26 protein-coding genes and 1 tRNA gene are annotated in these 25,815 nt (G+C 42.4%); 7 read left to right on the top strand and 20 right to left on the bottom strand.

The window, feature by feature from the left end; genetic code table 11:
* Nucleotides 1–450 precede the first annotated feature (450 nt).
* Nucleotides 451–1,452, top strand: coding sequence for an IS110 family RNA-guided transposase (locus IMZ28_RS04925; protein WP_197547621.1), 1,002 nt, complete (start codon nucleotides 451–453; stop codon nucleotides 1,450–1,452).
* Nucleotides 1,453–1,568: 116 nt separating this feature from the next.
* Here IMZ28_RS04925 and IMZ28_RS04930 read toward each other — a convergent pair whose 3' ends face one another.
* The 3 genes from IMZ28_RS04930 to trpB all read right to left on the bottom strand — a co-directional run bounded on the left by IMZ28_RS04930 (nucleotide 1,569) and on the right by trpB (nucleotide 4,446).
* Nucleotides 1,569–2,003 (bottom strand): hypothetical protein, encoded by a 435-nt coding sequence (locus IMZ28_RS04930; protein ID WP_197549631.1) that lies wholly within the window; start codon nucleotides 2,001–2,003, stop codon nucleotides 1,569–1,571.
* 31 nt (nucleotides 2,004–2,034) lie between these two features.
* Nucleotides 2,035–2,907, bottom strand: coding sequence for a GIY-YIG nuclease family protein (locus IMZ28_RS04935; RefSeq protein WP_197549632.1), 873 nt, complete (start codon nucleotides 2,905–2,907; stop codon nucleotides 2,035–2,037).
* A 312-nt stretch (nucleotides 2,908–3,219) separates the two neighbouring features.
* Nucleotides 3,220–4,446 carry a tryptophan synthase subunit beta gene (gene trpB / locus IMZ28_RS04940; protein ID WP_197549633.1) on the bottom strand — a complete coding sequence of 409 codons (1,227 nt, stop codon included), beginning with the start codon at nucleotides 4,444–4,446 and terminating at the stop codon, nucleotides 3,220–3,222.
* Between the two features lie 129 nt (nucleotides 4,447–4,575).
* On the opposite strand from trpB, the gene IMZ28_RS04945 reads away from it, so the two are divergent.
* Nucleotides 4,576–5,253, top strand: coding sequence for a glycerophosphodiester phosphodiesterase (locus IMZ28_RS04945; RefSeq protein WP_197549634.1), 678 nt, complete (start codon nucleotides 4,576–4,578; stop codon nucleotides 5,251–5,253).
* 108 nt (nucleotides 5,254–5,361) lie between these two features.
* Here the strand turns inward: IMZ28_RS04945 and IMZ28_RS04950 are convergent, their stop codons facing one another.
* From IMZ28_RS04950 to folD, 6 genes are all read right to left on the bottom strand, one after another.
* Nucleotides 5,362–5,922: an adenine phosphoribosyltransferase gene (locus IMZ28_RS04950; protein ID WP_197549635.1), complete on the bottom strand. Its 561-nt coding sequence runs from the start codon at nucleotides 5,920–5,922 to the stop codon at nucleotides 5,362–5,364.
* Nucleotides 5,923–6,116: 194 nt separating this feature from the next.
* On the bottom strand, nucleotides 6,117–6,998 hold the full coding sequence (locus IMZ28_RS04955) for a hypothetical protein (protein WP_197549636.1): 882 nt from the start codon (nucleotides 6,996–6,998) through the stop codon (nucleotides 6,117–6,119).
* A gap of 194 nt (nucleotides 6,999–7,192) precedes the next feature.
* On the bottom strand, nucleotides 7,193–7,645 hold the full coding sequence (gene rpiB, locus IMZ28_RS04960; RefSeq protein ID WP_197549637.1) for a ribose 5-phosphate isomerase B: 453 nt from the start codon (nucleotides 7,643–7,645) through the stop codon (nucleotides 7,193–7,195).
* 13 nt (nucleotides 7,646–7,658) lie between these two features.
* Nucleotides 7,659–8,306 (bottom strand): site-2 protease family protein, encoded by a 648-nt coding sequence (locus IMZ28_RS04965; protein ID WP_197549638.1) that lies wholly within the window; start codon nucleotides 8,304–8,306, stop codon nucleotides 7,659–7,661.
* A complete protein-coding gene (gene lepB, locus IMZ28_RS04970) occupies nucleotides 8,303–9,274 on the bottom strand; it encodes a signal peptidase I (protein ID WP_197549639.1) in 972 nt (323 codons plus the stop codon). The genes IMZ28_RS04965 and lepB overlap by 4 nt, the downstream gene beginning before the upstream one ends.
* Nucleotides 9,275–10,120 carry a bifunctional methylenetetrahydrofolate dehydrogenase/methenyltetrahydrofolate cyclohydrolase FolD gene (folD, locus tag IMZ28_RS04975; protein WP_197549640.1) on the bottom strand — a complete coding sequence of 282 codons (846 nt, stop codon included), beginning with the start codon at nucleotides 10,118–10,120 and terminating at the stop codon, nucleotides 9,275–9,277.
* A 101-nt stretch (nucleotides 10,121–10,221) separates the two neighbouring features.
* Here folD and IMZ28_RS04980 point away from each other — a divergent pair, with 101 nt between their 5' ends.
* Nucleotides 10,222–10,602 (top strand): c-type cytochrome, encoded by a 381-nt coding sequence (locus IMZ28_RS04980; protein WP_232087518.1) that lies wholly within the window; start codon nucleotides 10,222–10,224, stop codon nucleotides 10,600–10,602.
* A 174-nt stretch (nucleotides 10,603–10,776) separates the two neighbouring features.
* Here IMZ28_RS04980 and IMZ28_RS04985 read toward each other — a convergent pair whose 3' ends face one another.
* The 8 genes from IMZ28_RS04985 to IMZ28_RS05020 form a co-directional block, all read right to left on the bottom strand.
* Entirely contained in the window at nucleotides 10,777–10,995 is a 219-nt protein-coding gene (locus IMZ28_RS04985; protein WP_197549641.1) for a cold-shock protein, read from the bottom strand.
* Nucleotides 10,996–11,199: 204 nt separating this feature from the next.
* On the bottom strand, nucleotides 11,200–12,144 hold the full coding sequence (locus IMZ28_RS04990; protein ID WP_197549642.1) for a WD40 repeat domain-containing protein: 945 nt from the start codon (nucleotides 12,142–12,144) through the stop codon (nucleotides 11,200–11,202).
* A complete protein-coding gene (locus IMZ28_RS04995) occupies nucleotides 12,145–12,756 on the bottom strand; it encodes a hypothetical protein (RefSeq protein WP_197549643.1) in 612 nt (203 codons plus the stop codon).
* Nucleotides 12,756–13,232 (bottom strand): hypothetical protein, encoded by a 477-nt coding sequence (locus tag IMZ28_RS05000; RefSeq protein ID WP_197549644.1) that lies wholly within the window; start codon nucleotides 13,230–13,232, stop codon nucleotides 12,756–12,758. Before IMZ28_RS05000 ends, IMZ28_RS04995 begins: the two co-directional genes overlap by 1 nt.
* Nucleotides 13,233–13,284: 52 nt before the next feature.
* Entirely contained in the window at nucleotides 13,285–13,788 is a 504-nt protein-coding gene (locus IMZ28_RS05005) for a c-type cytochrome (protein ID WP_197549645.1), read from the bottom strand.
* 123 nt (nucleotides 13,789–13,911) lie between these two features.
* The gene (locus IMZ28_RS05010; protein WP_197549646.1) at nucleotides 13,912–14,496 is read right to left on the bottom strand and encodes a DUF302 domain-containing protein; all 585 of its coding nucleotides are present in this window, start codon (nucleotides 14,494–14,496) and stop codon (nucleotides 13,912–13,914) included.
* A 194-nt stretch (nucleotides 14,497–14,690) separates the two neighbouring features.
* A complete protein-coding gene (locus IMZ28_RS05015) occupies nucleotides 14,691–16,589 on the bottom strand; it encodes an NAD(+) synthase (RefSeq protein ID WP_197549647.1) in 1,899 nt (632 codons plus the stop codon).
* Between the two features lie 101 nt (nucleotides 16,590–16,690).
* On the bottom strand, nucleotides 16,691–17,218 hold the full coding sequence (locus tag IMZ28_RS05020; RefSeq protein WP_197549648.1) for a peptidylprolyl isomerase: 528 nt from the start codon (nucleotides 17,216–17,218) through the stop codon (nucleotides 16,691–16,693).
* Between the two features lie 68 nt (nucleotides 17,219–17,286).
* On the opposite strand from IMZ28_RS05020, the gene pyrF reads away from it, so the two are divergent.
* Nucleotides 17,287–17,979 carry an orotidine-5'-phosphate decarboxylase gene (gene pyrF / locus IMZ28_RS05025; RefSeq protein WP_197549649.1) on the top strand — a complete coding sequence of 231 codons (693 nt, stop codon included), beginning with the start codon at nucleotides 17,287–17,289 and terminating at the stop codon, nucleotides 17,977–17,979.
* On the opposite strand, the gene IMZ28_RS11080 is transcribed toward pyrF, so the two are convergent.
* On the bottom strand, nucleotides 17,969–18,103 hold the full coding sequence (locus IMZ28_RS11080) for a hypothetical protein (RefSeq protein WP_269472906.1): 135 nt from the start codon (nucleotides 18,101–18,103) through the stop codon (nucleotides 17,969–17,971). The two genes, pyrF and IMZ28_RS11080, sit on opposite strands and share 11 nt — an antisense overlap.
* 101 nt (nucleotides 18,104–18,204) lie before the next feature.
* Here IMZ28_RS11080 and IMZ28_RS05030 point away from each other — a divergent pair.
* The 3 genes from IMZ28_RS05030 to IMZ28_RS05040 all read left to right on the top strand — a co-directional run bounded on the left by IMZ28_RS05030 (nucleotide 18,205) and on the right by IMZ28_RS05040 (nucleotide 22,178).
* Nucleotides 18,205–18,295: transfer RNA gene (locus tag IMZ28_RS05030), tRNA-Ser, on the top strand.
* 229 nt (nucleotides 18,296–18,524) lie between these two features.
* Nucleotides 18,525–19,793: a Y-family DNA polymerase gene (locus tag IMZ28_RS05035; protein ID WP_197549650.1), complete on the top strand. Its 1,269-nt coding sequence runs from the start codon at nucleotides 18,525–18,527 to the stop codon at nucleotides 19,791–19,793.
* Nucleotides 19,794–19,835: 42 nt separating this feature from the next.
* Complete coding sequence (locus IMZ28_RS05040) at nucleotides 19,836–22,178, top strand: putative bifunctional diguanylate cyclase/phosphodiesterase (protein WP_197549651.1); 2,343 nt, start codon at nucleotides 19,836–19,838, stop codon at nucleotides 22,176–22,178.
* 105 nt (nucleotides 22,179–22,283) lie between these two features.
* Here IMZ28_RS05040 and IMZ28_RS05045 read toward each other — a convergent pair whose 3' ends face one another.
* Together IMZ28_RS05045 and IMZ28_RS05050 are read right to left on the bottom strand one after the other, a co-directional pair.
* Nucleotides 22,284–22,868: a tetratricopeptide repeat protein gene (locus IMZ28_RS05045; RefSeq protein ID WP_197549652.1), complete on the bottom strand. Its 585-nt coding sequence runs from the start codon at nucleotides 22,866–22,868 to the stop codon at nucleotides 22,284–22,286.
* Between the two features lie 87 nt (nucleotides 22,869–22,955).
* Nucleotides 22,956–25,589 (bottom strand): valine--tRNA ligase, encoded by a 2,634-nt coding sequence (locus IMZ28_RS05050; protein WP_197549653.1) that lies wholly within the window; start codon nucleotides 25,587–25,589, stop codon nucleotides 22,956–22,958.
* Nucleotides 25,590–25,815 lie beyond the last annotated feature (226 nt).

Genomic DNA, 25,815 nt, shown 5'->3' on the forward strand with positions numbered 1-25,815 from the left:
AAAGTTTACGGAATACTGTTCTGGAGTAATGCATGATACAAATAAGGAAAAGGTAGTTCTAGGCGTGCTTTTCTTGCCATCTTGGCTTCTTAGAAAGAGTATAGTAGAAAGTTTATAAAGTTATCATTATCACCTCGTATAATACAAATGTAGCATTTTAGCTACCATACAAATGAGAGTTTGTTGGGTGTAATACATCGGATGTCACCGAAGCGGTTATGCGTATAAATCATAACTAGCTTGAGGGTCAGTTAGATAGTTGCACTATAAGCTTGAGTGGTAACAAAATCAGTAAATGCAGTTTTATAAAGTTAAACATTTCTTTAGAAAATTGGCAAATGCTAGATTGTATTTTACGAGGTCAAGTTATGTGTGGCTGATGCTACAGTTTTCACACAGAGGTTGTCCTCTGTGCTAACGAGCTCTCTAAATTACTTTAAAGGCTCTCAAATGTATTCTATCGGATTAGATATCTCCAAGTCAAGCGTCAATGTGTATGTACCGCTGGGAAAGTTGGATTTAGAAATAGCAAATACAGACAAAGCATTCAAATCACTCTACTCCAAACTTAAAAAACTTTATAAAAAAGAGATAGAGAAGGTGGTGTTTGTCTTCGAATCCACTGGAAGCTACTCTGCTTTACTGTACCGTTTCTGTGCCCAAAAAGGCATTATGGCTTATATGCCAAACCCAAAACAAGCCAGAAACTTTGCCAAAGCTATTGCACAGAGAAACAAAAGTGACAAGATAGATGCAAGGGTGCTTTCAGAAGCCATTGTAGTTGCAAAAGAAAATGAGATAAAAGTACCGACCATAGATCCCTTGGTTGAAGAGATAAAAGAGTTTATGGTTTATTACAGACTTAAGGTCAAACAGCGCACACAGCTTTCAAATCATTTGGAATCGCTTAGTACCAAAGAAGGAAGTAAGACACTCTGTCGTACTATCAAAGCAGAGATAAAAGCACTAAAGAAAAGTGAAGACAAAATAATAGAACAAGTCTATGCCATCATAGAAAAAAGCAAAAACCTCAAAGAAAAATATAATGCCATTACCTCCATAGACGGTATAGGTAAAATAGGAGGTATTGTGATGCTTCATCTGTTTATCAAATATCCTCATGCCAACCAAAGACAAATTGTCTCCCTTGCAGGACTTGACCCAGTGATGAGAGAATCAGGTACTTCAATCAAAGGACAAACGCGTATCTCAAAAGCAGGCAACAGGCTCTATCGTGGGACACTCTTTATGGCTGCGATGGCTTCAACCAAGCACAATGAAAAAATGAAAGCATTTTATGAGCGACTTAAAGCCAATGGTAAACACACAACACAAGCACAAATTGCAGTGATAAGAAAACTTATTGTCGTGGCACACTCTTTATATAAAAGTGGCGAAGTGTATAATAAAAACCGCTACAAAATAAGCACAGGAGTACAGCTAAAAGCATAGAATACATTCTTTTGGTAAAAACTGGTAGAATTGTTATGTTTTTTTAGGGATTTTTAAGGTGGTAACTGACCCGTTGTCTTTCGTTGTCTTTCACCTGTCCCCTTTGACTAAGGTAACTATCTAGGAGCATATTCAGTTTTTTTTCTATACAGATCATCTAATACAAATTCGATAATCTTTTTGATCTCAGCAGGGCTTGGAAATTTAGGTAATGCATTCTTAATCAAAAGAGGTTCATGTTTATACCCATACACAATTTTAGCATCTATTGGCCCTAGATCTGAGTGCGCTAAAACTGTATCTCTTAAAGAGATGAGTGTTTCATGAAGTTCTTGCATTTTCTGACTAAATTCTGGGAGAGGCAAACTATAAGTGTTTTTACTCTTTCCATATGATTTTTTAAATGGCTTACAATATTCGATTATCGTCATCCTGTATGCCGCCGCCCATACCTGAGATCCTGGTTCTATTTCTTCTAGCTCACAAATGGTTATCCATGCTCTATTTAGGCAATTTATAGATTCTTCATAATGTATAAACCTATCTTCCATGAGTTATTACCTTATTGGCTACTATGTTTTGTTAGCTTTTAACACTTTCCATGTCTTTTAAGCTTTTACCTTTGTTACTCTTCCATTCCATCAAACCATTTGCGCTTCTTCCCATAACAATTGCAGCTGCAGCAGATGGACTGTTAAATAAATAATCTTTAGAAAAAATTAATTTTCCATTTTTTTCAATAATAGTTCCATTATCAATTAACTCTTGTCTCGAATTTTTCCAACCATCAGGATAAGAATCAACTGTCGATGAAGCTATCTCAGAATCTTTGAGGACAACAAATCCATCGGATGTTTGTTGCCCTTGTGCATTTGCACCTCTCGCAGATTTAATAAAAAAGTTTGAACTAACTTTTTTATCATTGGTTTGTTCTTGAATTAATTCTTCAAAAGCTTTAAACCCTAAGACATTTACGAGCATTTTAATATTTTCAATAAATTCTTCCATTTCTGCTTGGTCAGATTCAGAGATTGAAGGTTGAGTCGGTGTATTACTATTTTTTACTTCATAGCGATTAACCTTAACAGCTATTTGGTGTAGTCTATTTTCTAAATATTTTATGTGCGCTTTATTTAGGTTATCATCTTTACTGATAAGAACAACAGCTTCATTCCAATAATCTTTTTCATTAAGATGTTGAGAAAGCCTTTTTATTATATTTTCTGCTTCTCCAATATATATGACATCTTTTTCAGAAGTCATATCGGATTTTCCAAACAAAAAATATACACCCGTGCTTGATAGTTCCTCTCTCCTAGAGCTATCTTTAATCATATTTCTTGGTAATTTGTATGCCTTACCTGTCCAATTTGAAAGCTCACATGTCATTCTTCCATTTGGAATTCCATCTAATAAAAATAATTTGATTGTTTTAGCGAATACTTTTCCTGTCATAATACTCCAATTTTATGTAAGCTAATGGGGGCGCGGGTGAGCAACGCCCTTTGGGAAATTTTAATTTCACAGAGGGTACTTGCTTTTCCCGCTTGTTGTCTGGCGTGATGTGCCGGACGACTAGCGGGTTTTCAACTCGTGTCTCCGCTGTCTCGTTAAGTAAAGCGTCTGAGACAACTATCTATTCAAGGAACATTATAACTACTTTAGCTTCCTTTTCAAAGTTTATGGAATACTGTTTTGGAGTAATGCATGATACAAATGAGGAAAAGGAAAGATAGAGAAGGGGCAGGCCCTTTGGATATGTTTTGGTTATGCAAACTGCTCTTTGAGTATGTCTTTTACCTGTATCATATCTTTGTCGCCGCGTCCTGAAAGATTGACAAGGATGGTTTTCCCTTTGATCTCTTCCGGCTTCATCTTCTTGAGGTATGCGATGGCATGGGAACTTTCAAGTGCAGGAATGATCCCCTCTTTCTGACTTAGCCATACAAATCCTTCAAGTGCTTCATCATCGGTAATGTGGCTGTAGCTGACGATCCCTGCATCTTTCAAGAATGCATGTTCAGGTCCAATACCTGGGTAGTCAAGACCTGCCGAGATGGAGTGGGCTTCGAGTATCTGTCCGTCCTCATCCTGAAGAAGGTAGCTGAGCTGTCCGTGCAGTACACCCGGGCTTCCTTTTTCCAGAGAACATCCGTGTTTGCAGTCAAGTCCCTCTCCTCCGGCTTCAATACCGATGCACTCGACCTCTTTGTCCTCAAGAAAATGGTTGAAGATGCCAAGGGCATTGGAGCCGCCGCCGATACAGGCGATGACCTTGTCGGGCAGGCATCCGGCAGCTTCCTGTATCTGCTCTCTGGCTTCCCAGCCAATGACTGACTGAATGTCACGTACCATCATCGGGTAGGGGTGTGGTCCTGCAACAGTACCGATAAGGTAGTAGGTGTCACGTGCATGGGTCACCCAGTGGCGTATGGCATCGTTCATTGCATCTTTAAGGGTTTTTGACCCGCTTTCTACCGCATGTACTTTTGCGCCAAGGAGTTTCATCCGGAACACATTGAGCTCCTGACGTGCTACATCTTTGGCTCCCATGAAGACTTCACACTCAAGTCCGAAAAGTGCTGCTACGGTCGCTGTAGCGACTCCGTGCTGTCCTGCACCGGTCTCGGCAATGATCTTCTTTTTACCCAAACGTTTGGCAAGTACGGCCTGGGCAATACAGTGGTTGATCTTATGCGCACCTGTGTGGTTTAGATCTTCCCGCTTGAGATAGACCTTTGCATCGAGTTCCCGGGAAAGATTTTCGGCATAGTAGAGTGCTGAGGGGCGTCCTACATAATGTTTGAAGTAGTAGTCCACCTCTGTCCAGAACGCTTTGTCAAAACGTACTGCCTCATAGTCTTTACGCAGCTGTTCCAGTGCGGGCATCAGTGTTTCCGGAACGAAACGGCCGCCAAACTTGCCGAAGTGTCCGTTCTCATCCGGATCGAACGGACTTGGTTTGGGAATGTAGATTGCTTTATGTAGATCCATACTTTTCTCTTCTGTAAAAATGATATAGATTATATCGTATAGGAGGTTATAGAGTTATGATGAATCTATCATGAAAAGGGCAACATACGCTATAATGAAAGAGATATCCGGCAAATAGAAAGGAGAGGTATGAAAGTGATCGCGCATCGGGGCTTCAGTGCACTCTATCCTGAAAACACGCTTTTGGCCTTTCAAAAAGCACTGGAGGCCGGAGCAGATGGCATAGAGACTGACCTGAGACTGACGCTGGACAGTCAGGTCATACTCTTTCATGATGATGATCTTGATCGTATGACAGGCAGAAAAGGAAGACCCGAATCTTTTACCCTTGAAACATTGCAAAAATTAGAGTTGCCGGAAGGGGAACATATTCCTACACTTGAAGCACTTTTTGCGCTTGTGGATGGAGTGGCAACACTGGTTTTGGAGATCAAGTATATCCCATCGACATACAGGAAGCTCTGTAAGATCATTGCCCAAAAGGCAGCAGACCGGCTTGACTGGGTAGAGGTTTCCTCTTTTGAAGACAAGGTATTGGAGTATATGCACCGGCTTAATCCTTCGCTCAGGCTTCACAAGATCATCAATGAGGTTTTCACTCTGGGATCTGTAGCCGACAAGAGACTCTATGATCACATTCACTATCTGGATATAGATGTGTCACTGAGAGGGCAGGTTATGAAAATGGGGCTTCTTGAAAAGTATAAAGTGATATTCTGGACGGCGGACAAAGAGGAGTTGACAAAGGAGATCGCTGCAGGACTTTACGGTGTTATGCTGAACGATATGAGAAGTATTTCTGTATGATTCAGATGATCTCAGTTTGCAGAGCCGGCCGGAGAGGAGGAGTTGAAAACCTCTTCATCTTTTGAAGGATATAGGGGCTGTTTGGCTGTACTTGGTTCAGATACGGTATTAATCTATCTGAAGTACGGAGTATACCGGTATATCGAAACAGCCACGTCCGTTAAGGAAAGTCAACTCCATAATAAAACAGGCTTCGACACACTTGGCACCGACTTTATCGATAAGGCTGGCTGCTGCTTTTGCTGTACCTCCGGTTGCCATAAGATCATCGATAAGCAGTACTTTTGAAGGTTCTTCCCTGCTGCAGCTTCCATTCTCTCCAAAGGCATCAATATGTATCTCAACTTCATCAAAACCATACTCCAAAGAGTATTTCTCTGCTACTGTAGTATAGGGGAGTTTCCCTTTTTTACGTACGGGAACAAACCCGATGTTGAGTCTGTCTGCCAGTACGGCACCGAAGATGAAACCTCTCGCATCGATACCGGCAATATAGTCCAGTTCATAGTTTTTGTATCGTGCTTCAAGGTGGTTCATCAATGTATCAAATGCTTTTGGGTTGGAGAGCAGGGTGGTGATGTCTTTGAAAATGATACCGGGTTGGGGAAAATCCGGTATATCACGAATACTGTTTAGAATAACGGCTTTATCTTCAGGGGTGAGTGTCATAGTATTTCCTTGCGTAGTCTTTTTCTGTTTTGGCTGAATTTATTGTAGCATAGGTTGATTGAAGGATTTGTGCTTGACTGAGAGAATTGAAGAGGGGCAGGTTCGCCGGTTTGGCTATTCGAACCTTTAAATATCCATAGAATATTCCCGTTCTTCTCTCAAACTTTCGGGTTACTTGATAGGGGAGGAATAATTTAGAAAGAATATCCTATCCCAAAATAGGCAATGCTTGAATTCATTTTAAAATTTGCCTGGCTGAATGTTGTATTGGTACCAGTAATATCTATATTGACATCATCAAAGTCCCATGAAGTATATCTGTACCCCAATGTTGCATAGAGTCTTGGACTGACCGTGATCCATCCGAGATCATGCTCAGAAGAAAGCAGGTGAACCCTGATACCTACATCATATTCCTGAAATATACCGTTTGCAGTCAGATCAGACTCGGCATAGTCATTTTTAAATGTACCTCTCTGATAGGCATAAGTTGCCGATCCGTAAACTGAGAAGAACTTATTCAGGCTCTTTCTGGCAGTGAAACTCGGACCGATCTTGTAAGTATAGATCTTTGTTTTGCTCTTTGCCATAAGATCCATACTGTCATCACTTAAAGTATCGTTATTGTTCTCATCTTTTTTGCTCTCTATCCAGGGAATTGAGATACCCAGCATTACACCGGCTCCGAAATAGTCATTTTCACTTTTATGTGCAAGGTCCTTGCCTAAAACGAGATTCAGGTCCATTCCCTGCAGTCTGTAGTCTATTGACGGTACAGTCAATGAGACCGGATTGTTCAAAAAAGTGTCAGGATAGCTATTGATAGTACTTTGGGCCTGTATCATCTGATCTGAATCGTACCAGGTAAAGTTATATTTGTAAAACCAGGATGATGAACCAAAGTTTTTATGTTCTTCTACCATAGAGTAAGTAGTTACATCCGTGTTTATACTCTCACTCAAGCCTATAAAGCCGCCTTTTATCTCAAATGTACCCTTGCCTGTCTGTATCTCTCCGGCATACAGTGAACCGGCAAGTAAACCAGCCAAACTGATTTTAAAAATTTTATTTTTCATATGTTTCCTTGTTTTTGTATAATGGAGGGGGATATAGGTAAGCGGTTCCCTCTTTGAAAAATTCTGATTTCACAAAAGATGTTCGCTCTTCCCGTCGTTTCTGTAAGCGAAAGCAAACGGGAGAAGAACGGAAGTCAGTGGACTTGACACTCTTATGCTCGTTTATTCTTTTATTTGTAAGTTTGTTTTTAAAACTATCCCAGGTCTCCGCCGAATGCACAACCTTCGATCTTCGCAACACGTTCTGCATGGCGGCCGCCCTCGAATTCTGTGTTGGCAAAAGCTTCTATCATATCTGCAATGACTCCTTTGCCTACGACACGTTCTCCAAAACAGAGAATGTTCGCATCATTGTGCAGGCGTGTGAATTTTGCAGTGTAGTGGTCATGACAGAGTGCTGCACGGATACCCGGCACTTTGTTCGCAGAGATACTTATGCCTATACCTGTGCCGCAGATGAGGATGCCGAAGCTTCCTTTGTCTTCGAGTACAGCTTGGGCACATTTTTTGGCATAGTCAGGGTAGTCGACCCTGTCAGCACTGTCGGGGCCCAGGTCAATGATCTCATGTCCAAGATCGGTGACAACCTCCTTGACATAAGCTTTAATGGCATATCCTGCATGGTCAGTAGCAATGTAGAATTTCATAGATATCCTTTCATTAATTGAGTAAGAGTTTTGCGATCCAGCCTACCGGTGCAAACAGAAGGGCTGAGAGTGGAGTAAATAAGACTGCGATCAGAATAAACATACCGTAAGGATATATTTTATCATAAAAAGCGACAACACCTTTCATATTCCATCCTGCTGCAAGGTAGCGAACAGCCTGCGCACCGTCAAGTGGCGGGATAGGCCAGAGGTTGAATACTCCCAGCAGAATATTGATGATGAAAGTCTGATAGACAAAGAGCGCAATGAATGCTTCAGGCAGTGACTGCGGATGCAGAAGTAAAGGCAAAACGACAGCACAGAGGGCAGCCAGGACAAAGTTATAGGTGATCCCGGCAAGAGAGACGGCTACAGCTGCATTGGTTCCTCCGTTACGGATGACTGTCCCTATATTGATCGGTACAGGTTTTGCCCATCCGAAGATAAAAGGGGCGCCGCTGAAGTAGAGTACAGCAGGAACAAGAAGCGTACCTATAGGATCGACATGGATAAGAGGGTTGATGCTCAGACGTCCCTGTGATTTTGCAGTGTTGTCACCATATTTGTAGGCAACCCATCCGTGCATGATCTCATGTCCGACAATAGCAACGACCAGTGCAGCAATTGTTGCTGCAAGTTTGATGATATCTGCTTCACTCATTGGATAGGCTGTTCTGTCTGCATGGTCTCGATACGTCTTCCTACACGTCCCCATCGGACCGTATAGCGTTGTCTGTTCCAGAGTGTTTCACACTCTTTGGAGTCGATAGGCAGATCACCGCAGACGCGTTTGAGTCCGGCATGATCCCGTCCTCCGCCAAAACTGTCTCCCTTAAGGACTTTGTTATAGGAGCGATGTTCGATACTCATATAGATCAGCCATGGTTTTCCAACGATCAGCCTGTAGGGTACCGGTCCCCAGAAACGGCTGTCGTTAGAGTTGTCACGGTTGTCGCCGATCATGTAGAAGTTGTCCTCAGGTACCTTGGCATAGAGCGCGTTGATCATCTTGCTCCCTATTTCATAGAGCGGAGCATCAAGCTCTTCTACCATCAGAGGGATCATATCGATCTCTTTGTTGTACATATAGTAGTTGAGCAGAGCATCAAAGATGTTCATACCTTCGGGTACATACTGTATACCCGGATATTTATCCATATAAGGGTTCTCTACCCAGAGTTTTCCGCGTAATTTTCTGATCTTCTCTTTTGGATAGTGCTCTTTAATGTAGGCATCACCTTCATGAAAATGGATAAGGAGTTTTTTGTTCGCATAGATTATCTCATCACCGCCTACAGCTACACACCGCTTGACATAATGGATCTTTTCATTTTTCGGATACCTGAAAATAACTATATCTTCTCTTTTGGGACGGGGCCCTTCAATGAGGTGTCCGTTACCGTTGAAGTCAGGCAGAATAGGGATCTCCAGCCAGGGAAGATGAGGGGTTGGAATACCGTAAGAGAACTTCTTGGCAAAAAGAAAATCTCCAATAAGCTGTGTACGCTTCATCGAACCGCTCGGAATGACAAAAGACTGTGCTACAAAGAAGATGAGGAAAAGAACGATAATGATCGTTCCTGTCCATGAGCTTGAAAACCTATAGAGTCCTGAAAAAAACTTTTTCACTTATGCCCTTTGTTGTGCAGATTTGAGTGTATTGGCAAGAAGCATGGCAATGGTCATAGGGCCGACACCACCGGGTACAGGTGTAATGTAGGAGCATTTTGGTGCAACATTTTCAAAGTCTACATCACCTACGAGTGATCCGTCCTCGATACGATTGATACCGATATCGATCACGATAGCTCCCTCTTTGACCATATCTTCTTTAATAAGCCCGGGAACTCCCACACCTACTACGACAATATCTGCTTTGGAGGTATGTGCCTTGAGGTCTTTTGTGAAGATATGTGTCACGGTCACGGTCGCATTGGCATTAAGCAGCAGTGAAGCCATTGGTTTACCGACAATATTGCTTGCCCCGACAACACAGACATCTTTCCCTTCCAGGTCGATCTCATACTCTTCGAACATCTTCATCACCCCCAGCGGCGTACATGGTACGAAACTGTCAAGGTTGGTGACCAGACGGCCGACATTGTAAGCATGGAATCCGTCTACATCTTTTTTGGGGTCGATCACTTCAAGTATTTTGTCCGTATCAATGTGTGCAGGAAGAGGAAGTTGTACCAAAATACCGTCGATATGCGGGTTGCTGTTCATCATTTCGATGATCTCGATGATCTCGTCCTGGCTGATAGTATCGGGCATATTGTGTGTAATGGAGTAGAACCCCACATTCTCACAGGCTTTGGCTTTCATTTTGACATAGGCATGGCTTGCAGGATCATCTCCTACAAGAATGACTGCAAGTCCGGGGACGATGTTCTTTTCCTGTTTGAGTTTCTCAACTTCAGAAGCAACAGAGGTTTGAACTTTGTTGGCGAGTGCTTTACCATCGATCAATTGCATAAGTATAGCCTTGTTAGAGGGCAACTGCAGATTTGAGATGCCCTAATGTTTTTTAGGGTAGTATTATATCCAAATTAGTTTAGCATTGAAAAGGAATCGTATTGATATTAAAGCGTTTGCTTCTGACTTTACCCTTACTGTTATGTGCAGAGGAAGATTTTATCTCGCATTATGAATATGGAGAGATGCTCTACAACAATCCAAGAGGGGTGAGCTGTGCACAGTGTCACGGTGCAAAAGGAGAGGGAAAGATCATTGTAGAGTTTCGGGATATTCACGGGAAACAGACACTCAGAGGGTCGGATATCCGCCTCAAGAGTCTGGAGCAGATGCGCAACAGTGTTAACCGATACCATCCGGTAATGCCCCGTTATTACCTGACAGATGAAGAGGTGAAAGCGATCTATGACTATCTACAGGTAAAGAATGCTGACTATATCCAGGCACACATCGCTTTCAGAAAAGATAAGAGCCATTCATAACAGTTTGCTATATATTGTATATTATTCTTAAAGTTAAAAATGAATATGGTATTGCTTCGGAAAGAGACTTAAAAGATAAAAGTGTTTTTTAAAAGATATGATAAAGAGTTGAAGATAGTGTATTGAAGTAATTAGGTGATAGAAGAAGATCCCCGACCTGAGTCGGGAATAGGATTAAACTGCTGTTACGTTCTCAGCCTGTGGTCCTTTTTGGCCTTCACCAACTTCGAATGTTACTGCTTGACCTTCTGCAAGTGTTACACGTCCGCCTTCAGGGTTGTTGACCTGACGAAAATGGACAAATACATCGCTCCCGCCGTTCTCTTGTTGGATAAAGCCGTAACCTTTTTCATCATTGAACCATTTTACTGTTCCGTTTACTAATTCTGCCATTGTTATACCTTTGGTAATTTAAATTTGTGAAAACATTTAAATAGAGAGTCTTTCGGGGTCTTGCAGGGTTTTTACACACACATAACACTCAAAAGATGAACTCGATCCTCATCTTTCATCATCACTATTGTAGCTGCTTTTCTTAGGTTCTGGCTTATATTGGATCATTTTATAGAAAATTTGTCTATTTTGTATAAATTTATTTTATGGCAGCATCCAGAAATAGACGGTCTCCTCATCCCCTGCGGAGATAATTGCCTTTTCAGTAATAAAGAGGATCTTGTTGGGTGTTGCCTGATGTCCTACGAGTTTGTCTCCTTTCATACCTGTTGCAGGATTGAAAAGCTGCAGATGATGTTCTGTTCCGCTGGAGTAGAGTGCTTTTTCGCCGGATGGACTGAGAGCAACGGAGTAGACAAGAAAATCACTTTTGATGTGGTAGGCTCTCTCTTTGCCGATGTATACTCCTACACGCCGGTCCTGGCCGGCAGTAATGATGATATTGCCTCTATAAGCGACACGGTAGATATTGTCCACATGCTGTGAATCAAACTCCTGCACTACTTTGGAGGAGTTGATCTCAATAAGTTGTACTCTGCCGCTCTCATCGGAAATAGCCATCTTTTCTCTTTTCTTGTTCAGAGCCATTCCTCCCATGGTACTCTCTGAGATATGTCTTTCATAGAGACTGAAACTCTCTGCCGTGTCATAACGCATGATATCTGATCCGAAAGTACCCAGAACGATCTTTCCCTCTTTGTCAAAAAAAGCGCATTTGGGCATTTTATGCTTCTTTGCATCAATCACTTTGGTAAGTGTACCGTTCTGTTCCACCCAGACATGTCTGTATGCATTGGCTGCACTCGTGACCATGAGTGTCTTGCCTCCAAAGCGGTCAATGGAGTGGATACGTGTCTGGGTAATGAGATCATCACTTCTTACTATAGGGTCAAAGTGTATCTGTTTTGTGATCTTTTGTGTGGTAAGATCGATAACATCGACCACACCGCTGTCAGTTGCAACATAAAGGTACCCCTTGTCTTCAACGATGTCACTGACAATTCCTGATGCTTTGAGAGTTGCTATGGGTGTGAGTTCCCGGGAATGAATGAGTAGCGTTGCAAGAAGAGTGATCAGAAGATATTTCAATTAATACCCCGTCATCAGTCTGGGAAGAGGTACTACCAGCGGATAGAAGTGTACCTTCATATCATCCCATTGTGTCAAGAGTGCATGATCTGCCTGATACAGTGTTAGCACATCTTGATAGTGGGCTGACGGTGCAGTATGGTCAAGCTGTTTCAAAATTCTGTTGAATTGGAGAGTGCTCATGCCGTAAAGCAGTTTGAGCTGCTGTGAGTTGTCCTGTTGGGCGATAAGGTTGAGTACTTGACCGTTAGGTAAAACAACATGATAGGCATGTATGTGAGATTTTATCAAGAGCGGTATCTTTTTACGCGTTTGAAAAATAACCTCTATGATTCGTGTCAGTGTCGGTTCGAATTCATAGGAGAGATCGGTTTTTGCATTTTCATAAACGACCAGATTTCCCTCTTGAAGCCGTAAAATATTTTGTTGAAGGAAAAGAGAGGAGAAATTGGTTCTTTTCTGTGTAACGAATGCAGCATCCAGTTCTACCGGTATCTTTTCTGCCTGCAGATAGAATCTCCCGTTTTGGTAACCCATATCAGAGTAGGTTCCGCATGCCGTTAAAAAAAACAGCATAGATATCGCTATGATAGAACGGATAGATTCGGACATTAAACGATTTCCGTTAATTTTAAAAAGATCTCATTGATCTCCTTTCCTGCTTTCTGTGCCAACTTTTCTGCTTCGCTCTTTGACTTGGCATAGAGGTGGGAGAAAGCTTTTTCCTGTTCTTCCCATGCATCTTCGGCATCGAGCTTTGCCAGATGTACTTTCAGTGCGGCAATATCCAGCTTTTGTTCACTTTTATGCACAATGTTTGTAAAGAATGTATCGATATCATCTTTAAGTGCATCCATTCTGTCTCTGGCTTCCATCACAAGAAGATGTGTTTTAAGCTCTGCTTCATCTTCAGCCTTTTCATAGGCATTTTCGAGTTTAGTACCGGTCTTTTGCAGATATTTTTTGAGATCCTTCCAATACTCTTTTGCCTCATCGCTGAGATCCTCACCTGCATCTTCGATCTTCTCTTCCATCTTTTCAAGTGTGACTTTTGATGTTTCTATGAACTCTTTAAACTCTTTTTTCATCTTAAAGCTCCTCAACGCTTTTTTACTATTATAGCACTTTTCTATCCCAAGTTTACGGGTTTTTTAGCAAGCGTTCCAGGGACTCTTTGCGCTTTTCTATGCCAAGCATAGGCCTTCGGGTGAGATCCGGGTAGGCCCCATCAATACCTTTTCCGTCTTCTCCATGGCATCCTGCACAGTTGCTTGTATAGAACATGGCAGCATTTTTAGGATAGGGAGTATCACATTTTTCGCCTGCCAAAGAGAGTACATAACAGGCGATCCCGGGTGCATCCTGTGGTGAAGCAAACCCCTTTTCCATGATCTCTTCAGGTTTGAAATGAAGTATGCTGGAGCCGTGATTTATCACATCAGTAATATACTCTCTTGTATACGCTGTGGTTGTGATACGCTGCAGTTCTTCCTTGATATGCGGAAGTTTGTACTTGAGTGTATCTTCTTTGTATATTCCTGAAGTCTGTTTGGGTTCTTTTTTATCAGGTCGATGAGAAAATGCATTGTAAAGTCCGTACAGAAGAACAGTAAGAACAGCCATATAGGGAATAATATGTTTCATTTCAAAGTGATCCTGGATCTATTGATAAATAATGGAGAGTGTATCGCAGTAAAAGTAAAAAAGAGATGTGAACTCCCGGAAGAAGGTTCGAGCGTTCACATTAAGAGGCAGGAAAGGGGATTATTAATCACCTTCCTCTGCAGCTTTAAGCATTGCGTACATACCGCTGCGTACCTCATTGGCAAGTTGAAGCATCTCTTTTGGAAGCGTATGCCCTCCATTGATCATCAATTCAAGAGACATGGTGTAAACATATACATCGCCGGTTTTCGGATCTTCAACAATACCGATACGGCATGGCATAAAACCGATAAAGTATGGAGAGTAGGCAACAAACTTCTCGCCGATCGTTTTGGAACAGTATGCCCGTATCTGAATGTGAGGTTTGCGGTTCATGATCTTGTTGTCCACAACTGCCAGTCCGTATTCTTCAGCTACTTCATCCATGAGTTCGATCGCATTTGCGATCGCCTCTTCTTTTGTCATTCCTTCGGGAATGTTCATTTTTGCACGTCTGATCATCCCTTTTGCAGGATCTCCGGTCTCGAGAACCACATCGAACATTTTCATGTATTCGGGAAGTGCCTGAGAGTCAAGTTTTGCAACCTGGCCGATACGTGTACCTAGATCGAATTTAACGAAAGCAAATGCCAGCCCGAAAACAACGATCGCTCCTATGAGGGTTAAAAGTCCTTTGAAGAGTTTCATAATTTATCCTTTGTTGTAGTCTATTTCAATTCTTCTTACAGCAGTAAAAACAATTGATTAAAAGAGAATAAGATTATAAGAAAATTTTTTTAAAGTGAAGATTATTTTTTATGAAAAGTAAGTTTTTTTTATAAAAATAATTTATAGTTATTTTTGTGATACGGTTGGCTAATGAAGAGCATAGAGTATTGCTTTTACGCCTCAAGCTCTTTTAACCAGACATTCATCTCTGCATCACTTGGCATTTTCCAGTCTGCCCTGGGACTTAAAGAGATCGTTCCGACTTTCGGTCCGTCCGGCATACAGCTTCGCTTGAACTGTTGGGTAAAGAAACGCTTTAAAAAGAGTTTCAACCATTTGGTGACAGTCACTTTATCGTATTTGTCTCCAAATGCCAAAAGGGCAAGGTATTGTATCTTCCGGGGTTTGGCTCCATACTTGATGAAGTGGTATAAAAAGAAGTCATGCAGTTCATACGGACCGACGATCTCCTCTGTCTCCTGTGTTATCTTGTCGTGATTGTGCGGAAGCAGTTCCGGGCTGATGGGAGTAGCCAGTATATCATCGATAACAGATGCGATCTTCTCATTGCTTTTAAAGTACTCGATCACGTACTTGATAAGTGTTTTTGGGATGCCGGAATTAAGTGCATACATACTCATATGATCGCCGTTATAGGTACTCCATCCAAGTGCTATTTCGCTTAGATCACCCGTACCGATGACAAGTCCCCCCTCTTTGTTTGCCATATTCATCAATATAGATGTTCTTGCCCGTGCCTGTACATTTTCGTAAGTCACGCTGTGTTCATCTTTGTCATGTCCGATCGCCTCAAACTCTTTCAGTGAGATATCAGTGATGTCCACCTCTTTGAGTGTCGTTCCCAGAGCCTTGCAAAGTGTTACGGCATTTTTCTTCGTTCTGCTGGTTGTACCAAAGCCGGGCATGGTGACGGCGATGATATTCCTGCTATCCCATCCCATGATCTCAAAAGCCCTCCATGTAGAGAGCAGGGCAAGAGTAGAGTCAAGACCGCCGCTGATACCGATCACTGCTTTTTGTATATTCGTATGCTGCATTCGTTTGATAAGCCCGTATGCCTGGATATGAACGATCTCATCACAACGCTGCTGTTTGTCAGTGTAGACGGAAGGGACGAAAGGTGCGGGAGTGATCTCTCTTTGTATCTCTGATATTTTCGGAAGATTTTCTATTTTGACGGTGCGTGTCTTTTTGCGCCTGCCGTCACTGTAGCTTGATTCATTTATCCGCAGCCATCTCAGTTTTTCCAGGTCAACATCAGCAGTAATAAGGTGGCTGTCCATTCTGAAACGCTGGTTTTGTACAAGGGTGGTTCCATACTCCGAGATGATGGCATGACCGCCGTAGACTGTATCGGTAGTAGATTCTCCTACGCCTGATGAAGTATATACATAGGCAGCCATACATCGGGCACTTTGCGTACGTACCAGCTCTTCACGGTATTCATGCTTGCCTATCAGTTCATTGCTCGCACTTAGGTTGAGGAGCAGGTTTGCTCCATTACTCGCCATGTGGTTGCTTGGAGGGGTAACTGCCCAGAGATCTTCACATATCTCCACACCAAAGGTCATGTCGGCACCATCGCTAAAGAGCAGGTCTACACCAAAGGGTACCTCTTTACCCAAAAGCTCTGTTGTTGTACGAACAATATCTCTTCCTGTAACAAACTGCCGTTTTTCATAGAACTCTTTTTTGTTTGGAAGATAGGACTTTGGGACTACACCCAGTATTTTTCCTCGCTGAAGTATAACAGCACAGTTATAAAGCCTGTCAGCTTCAAGAAGCGCAATACCAAGAACGATGATCGTATTGATCTTTTCAGTATGGTTCAATATATTTTCAAGTGCATCATTTTGTGCAGTCAAAAGTGTCTGGTTGAGGAAAAGGTCACTGGCAGTGTATCCGGTAAGTGTAAGTTCCGGAAATACAACGACACTGACCTCTTTTGTTTCGGACTCTTTGACAAGGGCAAGGATCTCTTCTGCATTTTTTGCGGGGTTTGCTACGGTGGTGGTATTGACTGCTGCGGCAACGCGGTAGTATCCGTACATTAAGTTTCCTTTGTGTGAGGGTAGCCCAAAGAGGGGTACCCCTACGGTCATTATGTATAATATTGTAGGGGCAATCCCTTGTGGTTGCCCCTTGGGGTGGATTATGCCTTTTGGGCGTGGATCTCTATGCTCTCAATATCATCATTCTGTTCTATCTTGTCAAGTACCATGAAGCTTTCGGTATCATCTTCTTCAATACCGCCAAATACAGTGTGAACACCATCAAGGTGAGGACACGGTACGAAACAGATGAAGAACTGGCTTCCTCCGGTATTTGGTCCTGCATGCGCCATAGAGAGTGAACCGCGTCTGTGAGGATGGCTGCTTGTGTCTGTTTCACAGTCTATCTGCCAGCCCGGTCCGCCTGTTCCAGCCATTGCAGGATTGCCCGTAGGTCCTGAGTGAGGGCATCCTCCCTGTGCCATAAAACCGGGGATCACTCTGTGGAATTTGAGGTTGTTGTAGAATCCCTCATTGGCAAGGTGTGCAAAGTTTGCTACAGTGTTCGGCGCATCTTCATGATAAAGCTTTACCCAGATGTCCCCTTTGTTCGTTTTGATCTTTGCGTAATTGTATGTCTCCATAATATCTTGTGAAATATCATATCTTTTTGTTTTGCTTCCAAACATGGTTGTTTAGTCCTTCTATATTAAAATTAGGCTATTATTATACCAATATTTATTTAGGGGTTACTACTATGGAACTGTGTGTCGCACTCGATCTGCCTTCAGCAGAAGAGAATCTGGCTCTGGCAGAGTCGCTGAAGGACTATAATATCTGGATGAAAGTAGGGTTTCGTGCATATATACGTGACGGAAAGCCATTTATAGAAGCACTTAAGTCGATCGGTCCGGACTTCAGAATATTTCTTGATCTCAAACTCTATGACATTCCAAACACGATGGCAGATGCGGCAGAAGAGATAGCCAAACTGGGGGTCGATATGTTCAATATTCATGCCTCTGCAGGTGCTGTGGCAATGAGAACGGTCATGGAGAGGCTCTCTGCCTATGAGAAGCGTCCACTGGTATTGGCAGTGACTGCCTTGACCTCGTTTGACGAAGAGAATTTCCGTCTGGTTTATGAGAAAGGTATCGATGAGAAAGCAGAGCAGTTTGCGAAAATGAGTTATGCCAACGGTCTTGACGGAGTTGTCTGTTCGACATTTGAGAGCAGAGCGATCAAAAATGCAACATCAGATGATTTTCTGACTCTCTGTCCGGGTATAAGACCTTTCGGTGAGGAGGCAGGTGATCAGCAGAGGGTGGCGACACTGGATCTGGCTGCAAAAGAGAGGGTCGATTTTCCTGTAGTGGGAAGACCTGTCTATAAAGATGAGGATCCCCGGGCAAAAGTAGAAAAAATATTGAATGTAATGGCTACTCTGTAGCCTCTGCTTTCTTGGCACTTTGTGGGTCTGCAAGCCTGGTAGCATTGTGCATACCTTTTAACATAAAATAGACACCGGCAGCAAATAGTGCCAAGACGATAAGTGGTGTGATTTTTTGGAACATTTGTCTTCCTGAGATATTTTTTAAAATCATACAATAAAATAACCGTTTTTAAGCTTTTGTTTAAGGCAAGTAGTTTATAATCCCATCCACAAAACTTCATTGGACAGTTGGGTGAGTTGGCTGAAACCACATCCCTGCTAAGGATGCGTACTCGTAAGGGTACCGAGGGTTCGAATCCCTCACTGTCCGCCATCTATTCAAAACCCCCTTAAATACGAGCTTTGAAGCACTTTTTAAAGACACAGTTACAACACTTTTTATAATATTTGTATTCATACACTATTCCAAATTTAAAGACCCTCTGAAACTTGCGATAGACTTTTTAACCCTTTAACTACAGAACTATGACAATTTGTCATCTTTTCTCCTTGTTCCTTTAAGTCAGGGTATACTTTGTGTTATATCAAAAGAGGGTTTTTATTTGTTTCTGCATATCGATATAGACAGTTTTTTTGCTTCTGCCGAGCGTGCTGTTGACCAAAGTCTGAAGGGTATTCCTATGGCGGTTGGGAGTCGAAGCAATCTGGAGATCTTCGATACCGAACGCATCAATATCAAATTGATGAACGATAACAGCGGGGCCTTTGTGGCACCGGTATTCTACAGTGACCGGCAGAAAAGTTTTGAGGAATACTTTGTTGATACGATCAATGGAGAGAGAAAGATCAGAGGTATCATTACTTCTGCAAGTTATGAAGCGCGTGAATGCGGAGTGAAGACAGCAATGCCCATTGCCAAGGCACTGCAGCTTTGTCCAAAGATGGTCGTCATTCCATCACATTACAAACTATACCATACACTTTCAAAAAGACTCTACCGTTTTATGCTTGCAAAGATCCCCAATGTAGAGCAGTACAGCATCGATGAATTCTTTGGTGATGTCAGGGGATGGGTAGAAGATGCAGAAGTGTATGATTTTGCCAAAACACTTCAGGAAGAGATCATGGAGAAGTTCCTGCTTCCGGTCTCTATAGGTATTTCACAAGCCAAGTGGATCGCCAAGCTTGCTACGGAATCAGCCAAGCCTTACGGTATTTATGAAGTAAAAGATATTGACAGCTACATAGAGAACATTCCTATTGAAGCATTTCCCGGTATCGGCAGGGGGTTTCAGAAACGCCTGCATGCACACTATATCTCTACACTTGGCGAGGTCAAACGGAATAAACCGCTGCTTTACAGTTGGAAAAAACCGGGGATACAGCTCTATAAACGTATTACGGGGACAGATGAAGAGGGAATAGATGTACGGTCTGAGCGAAAATCCATAGGAATAAGCCGTACATTTGATCCGATCTATGAGAGGGAGGAGATCAAACGGCGTATTATGATCATGGCAAGGCATATCGTCTATATGGTCATGGCAATCGAAGTCAACCCTACGACATATTATCTTAAGATCAGTTATGAGTACGGTGTAAAGGTTAAAAAGAGTGAGACTGTACACCGGGTTTTCAGCGAAACACTTTACAAGCAATTATTGGAGGAGATGTTTAGAACGATCTCACTGCCGGGAAAGGGTGCAGTAAAGCTTTCACTTAATGTTTCCAATTTTACGTCACAGCACCTTAAAACTCTTTCGCTTCTCGATCTTCATGAGGACCTGCATACCCATAAGCTGACAAAATATCTGCAGCATTTAAGAGAACGCTTCGGACTTGATATTATCAAAACAGGGAATGAATTATGATGCTTTATCCAAAAATCAAAGTGTTTTCTGTATAATATAAAGATGAAATATCTGTTAAAAGCACTAAGTACTTTACAAGGAAGCAACGGGACAGATAGAGAGATGGTGAGCAGGCTCTATCATCTGTCTCTGCGAAGTCTTATTGCATTGATCATATTCGCACTGGTCGTATCCTATTATCTCTATTCTGCACTGCAGCTCTCTATTCTTTTTTGGGGAACATGTATTGTGACGATCTCTCTGATCAGATTGGTGGCTGTTTACTATTTTAAAAAACACGAAGAGAGGTATTCGACAAGAGAGTGGTATAGACTTTTTTTTGTTTTCAATGTTATTACTGCATTGATCGTCTCTCTTCTTGGTACAGTCTATATATTGGATGTCAGCGACCTGGAGAGACTTTTTATCATCGCTTCGCTTGTTGGTCTTTCAGGTGCTGCAATGAGTTCGCTTTTCCCGGACATACGTATAACATTCTGGTATATCACGATTCTTCTGTTCCCTCTGATCATTTGTGTATTGAGCATAGGCGGAGAACAGTATATACTGATTGGGATCATGCTGGTACTTTACTACTTTGCACAACTGCTCATTGCATATAACTCCTACAAACAGAATGAGGATCTCTTCAGACATCAGCAGGAGATCATAAAAGCACAGGAACAGCTTTTTAAGAACCGTGAAACACTGGAGTACTTCTATACGCAGGCACCTATCGGTATTTTCTCCTACAATACCGATCTTAAGATAATTGAATGCAATGAAGCATTTTTGAAGCTGTTTCATTTGAAAAAAGACGAGATCATCGGTATGGATTTAAATCTATTGCCGGACCAAAGTCCACTGAAGATCATTAAAACAGCACTGAAAGATGGTGTACAGGACTATGTAGGACCTTATCTTTCGATGAAAGGGTTGGAGTACTGGATTGAAGCCAAGGCTTTTCCCATTCATGACCATGAGAAGAGAGTAATTGGCGGTGTAGTACTGATCGAGAATAAAACGAAAGAGCATCGTGCTGTTGAAAAATTGAAATATATGGCTGCCCATGATGCACTGACACAACTTTCAAACAGGCGCGGTTTCAGGCACTATATGGAAACATTGATCAAAGATGAAAAGCATAAAAGTCACTATTCACTCTTATTTTATCTTGATCTCAACCGTTTTAAATATATCAATGATTCTCTCGGGCATACTTTTGGAGACAAGCTTCTTAAAGAGGTTGCTTTGCGTCTGAAGTACATAGTACCGAATGAATGTAGTTTAACCCGTCTTGGCGGAGATGAGTTTGTTGTTGTCGTCCCTTTTGTTTCGGTTCATAGGGAGCCAGCGAGAGAAGAGGCGGAAGCATTTGCTTTGAAGATACACAATGCTTTTGAGGAAGCTTTTATAATAGAGGGCATCAGGTTTTATATAAATACCAGTATCGGGATTGTACTGATAGAACCTGGTTTCGACAATCTTGAAGAGATCGTGCGTCATGCGGATATTGCAATGTATGAAGCCAAAAAACATGGTAAGAACCATATTTCCTTTTATAATGACAAACTGGATGAAGAGCGCAAACAGACTTTTACGCTGCAGCAGGATCTTATCTATGCGCTTGAGCATGAGGGATTTGAACTCTATTTACAGCCTATTGTAAATATCGAGGATGATTCTGTGAATGCAGCCGAAGCATTAATACGATGGCACCACCCCAAACAGGGACTGTTGCTGCCGGCAGACTTCATTCCTCTGGCGATAGAACTCGGAGTGATCACAGAGATCGGATGGTGGGTACTCAGGAAGGTGTGTCAGACTATTTCTCTTTGGAAAAAAGAGGGGATTTGGAAACTGGACTATATATCTATCAATATTAATGCAAAACAGCTGATTAAAGAAGACTTTACCGAACGCTTTTTCGCTCAGCTGAATGCTTATGATATCGATACAAAAGATATAAAGATTGAGATAACCGAAACATCATTGATCAATAACTTCGAATTGACACAACAGGTGATCCATGAACTGCAACAGCGTGGTATCAAATGTATTATTGATGACTTTGGAACAGGGTACTCTTCGCTTTCGTATCTAAAGAAACTCTCTTTCTCTGTTTTGAAGATCGACAGGGAGTTTATTTTTGATCTGGAAAATAATATTGCAAATGAGACTCTGATACGGATGATCGTTGCGATCGCAAAACAGTTCAATTACAAAATTGTCGTAGAGGGAATAGAGAAACTTGAACAGAAAGAGATTATCAAAAATATCGATGCACATGTGAGTTACCAGGGCTTTCTGGTCAGTAAACCGTTACCTATCAATGACTTTGAAGAAAAATTTATTGAAAAAGAAAAGGCACTCTCTCATTCCCGCGTTGTACAAGAGAGTGTATAGCTTATAAAAAGTTGGTGCATAAGAAGGTGAGGATATCTATTCCCGTACACAGCACGGGAAAGAGACCGGGAGAGAGTCTATGCAACTCGTCTCTGTCTATGCAGATTAAAAGACGATCTGTCCATCCTGCTGCATTCTCTGAATGATCCCTTTTGCTTTTTGATGACCCTGATAGGCAGCTTTTCTACACCATTCGATAGCTTTCTCTTTATTCTCTTCGCATCCCAGTCCCATATCATAGAGTGCTCCAAGATTGAATTGTGCAGAAGCATTGCCTGCAATGGCAGCTTTTTTAAAGAGTATATAGGCTTTGTGATAATCCTGAACGACACCGCGACCCTCTTTATACATTGCGGCCAGGTTGTTGTAGGCTTCTATGTTACCGCGTTTGGCTGCTTCTTCATACCAGAATGCCGCTTCTGAGAAGTTCTGTTCACATCCGTCACCGTTTTCGAGCATGAGTGCTGTTTCAAACTGTGCGACCGGTACTTCTCGGGTTGCGGCTTCCAGATAGTTCTTGAATGCTTTTTTCTCATCTTTCTCTACACCGAAACCTCTGAAGTAGAGAAATCCAAGATAGTAGAAACTGGTCGGTTCTTTCTGTTCAGCCAAAGCGGAGTAGAGTACGAAAGCTTTTTCATACTCTTTGGCTAACAGTGTATCGTAAGCCTCTTTTATCTGTGTTTGCATATGTTTATCCTTTTTTGGTGGATAGATCCACCCTACATAGTTTAAGCGATGGAGAGGAGGGGGTACCCACCATGTGGCAGAGTATATTTATACACTAAATCCCGCAAGCTCAGCCTCGATCTTCTCAAGCTTTGCCTCTGCCTCTTCAAGCTGTTGACGGTTCTGTGTGATAACCTGTTCCGGTGCATTGGCAACAAACTTCTCATTGCCCAGCATACCGTTCAATTTTCCGATCTCTTTTTCAAGTTTCTCTTTCTGTTTTGTCAGTTTGGCGATAATAGCACTCATATCGATGTCATCGGTAGAGATCATTGTTTCAAGGGAGTCGGAGACATCAGTGACACAGTTCGTCAGTTTTTCTGTAACAAATTCGATCTCTTCGACTTTTCCAAGTTTCTCAATAAACGGCTTTAGCAGAACAGTGTCTGCTTCTTTGTTGAATTTTATCGCCGCTTTCTCGATCTTCTGGTTCCCTTTTTCTATGAGTGTCTTGCAGCGTCTGACTGAGACGATCGCTTCGATAGCAAGGTTGAATTGTGCTGTGATCTCTGCATCGATCTGTCTCTCTTTTGGATAAGACATTACCATGATGGAAGTATTCTCTTCAAGTAGAGTTCCGGAGAGTCTCTGGTAGAGGTTTTCTGTAATGAACGGCATAAACGGGTGTAACAGCTTCAGTGACTCTTTAAAGATGCTTCCCAGCTCACTGACACTCTCTTTGGAGGCTTTGCTCAGTTCGATCCCCCAGTCACAGAACTCTCCCCACATGAAGCGGTAGAGTGTCGTAGCTGCATCGTTGAATCGATACTGATCGATGTAGTCTCTGGTCTCTTTGACCGCCAGGTTGAAGCGCGAAAGCATGTATCGTCCAAGCGGTGTTTGGATCTTCTCCTGCTCCAGATCCTCAAAAGTATTCTGATTGAGTTGCAGGTAGTTAGCTGCATTGAAAAGCTTGTTGGTAAAATTACGGCTTTGCTCCAGTTTCTCTTCGCTCAGTTTGATGTCACGTCCCTGAACGGCAAGAACAGCAAGTGTGAATCTGAGTGTATCGGCAGAGTACTTCTCGATCATGACCAGAGGATCAATGACATTTCCTTTGGACTTGCTCATCTTCTCACCTTTCTCATCTTTGACAAGAGCATGCAGATAGATATCTTTAAACGGCAGTTTTCCGGTGATATTCTCTCCCATCATCAGCATTCTGGCAACCCAGAAGAAGAGGATGTCAAAACCGGTAATGAGAAGCTGGTTAGGGTAGAATGCTTTCATGTCCTCTTCAAACCACTTTTCTCCTTTAAAGGCATCACCGTTCCCCCATCCAAGAGTAGAAAAGGGCCAGAGTCCGGAAGAGAACCAGGTATCGAGTACATCCTCATCCTGATGAATGTGTGCTGATCCACACTTTTCACACTTGGTCGGTGTTTCTTTTTCAAAAGCAAACTCTGCTCCACAGTCGTCACAGTACATGACCGGTATCTGGTGCCCCCACCAGAGCTGACGTGAGATACACCAGTCACGGAGATCATTCATCCAGGCATTGTAGGAGTTGATCCAGTGTGCGGGAAAGAATTCTGCTTCACCGTTATTGACCTTTTCTATGGAAGCTTTGGCGAACTCTTTTTTAACGAACCACTGCTTGGAAATATACGGTTCTACAATGTTCTTACATCTGTAGCAATGTCCTACCTGGTGAGCATGTTCTTCCACTTTTTCGACATAGCCTTCTGCTTCAAGCTTCGCCATGATAGGTTCTCTCGCTTCAAGGCGCTCCATTCCCCGGAACTCTCCACACTCTTCATTGAGGATACCCTGTTCGTCAAATATGGTAATGAATTCCAGATTGTGGCGTTTACCTACCTCGTAGTCGTTGGGATCGTGTGCAGGGGTTACTTTAACAAAACCGGTACCGAACTCCATGTCAACATGCTCATCGGCAATGATCTTTACTTCACGTCCAATAAGCGGAAGTGTAACGGTCTTTCCAATAAGGTGTTTGTGACGTTCATCATCCGGATGGACCATTACAGCGGTATCTCCAAAGTAGGTCTCCGGACGGGTAGTTGCAACGACTATGACACCTGAACCGTCGGTAAGGGGGTATCTGAGATGGTAAAGGTGACCCAAATGATCTTCATGCTCTACTTCGATGTCAGAAAGTGCTCCATCATGAGTACACCAGTTGATCATGTAGTTCCCGCGGACGATATATCCATTGTCATACATCTGCTTGAAAGCTTTTTTGACTGCATTGGCCAGGCCCTCGTCCATTGTGAAACGCTCACGGCTCCACGCCGGGGAAACCCCCAGTTTTCGAAGCTGCTTGGTAATAGCATTGCCTGAGCTGTCTTTTTGCTTCCAGGCACGTTCAAGGAATGCCTCTCGTCCGATCTCTTCTTTGGTGGTTCCTTCTGACAAAAGCTGTTTCTCTACAACATTCTGTGTCGCAATGCCGGCATGGTCCGTTCCGGGCTGCCAAAGTGTTTTATAGCCGTCCATACGTTTGTAACGTACGATGATATCCTGCAGTGTAAAGGTCAGTCCATGCCCGATATGAAGATGTCCGGTCACATTCGGCGGGGGCATCATGATAGAGAAGGTCTTCTCTTCCTCCTGTATCTCTTTATTGCCTTCTACTTCAAAATAACCTCGTTCTTCCCAAAGTTTGTAGTAGTTCTCTTCTATCTCTTTTGGGTTATATACATTTTTTTTTGTTTCGCTCATTAACGATCCTTCTTGACGCTCAACGCTTAGCGCTCAACACATAATATTGCCGCGATTATACCCAAATGGTGCTTTTTCTTTTATGGCACTTGGCTGCAGCTTTGTTTTGAAAGGTATAGATTTAATATATTATAACAGATACATTGTTTTGAGCAAGGCAGATGAATTCTCTTATAAGAGTTGACAATTTCAAAAGATTGAAATAGAATAGAGATAAGGGCACCTC

This window comes from Sulfurovum indicum (genome assembly GCF_014931715.1).
Taxonomy (GTDB): Bacteria; Campylobacterota; Campylobacteria; order Campylobacterales; family Sulfurovaceae; genus Sulfurovum; species Sulfurovum indicum.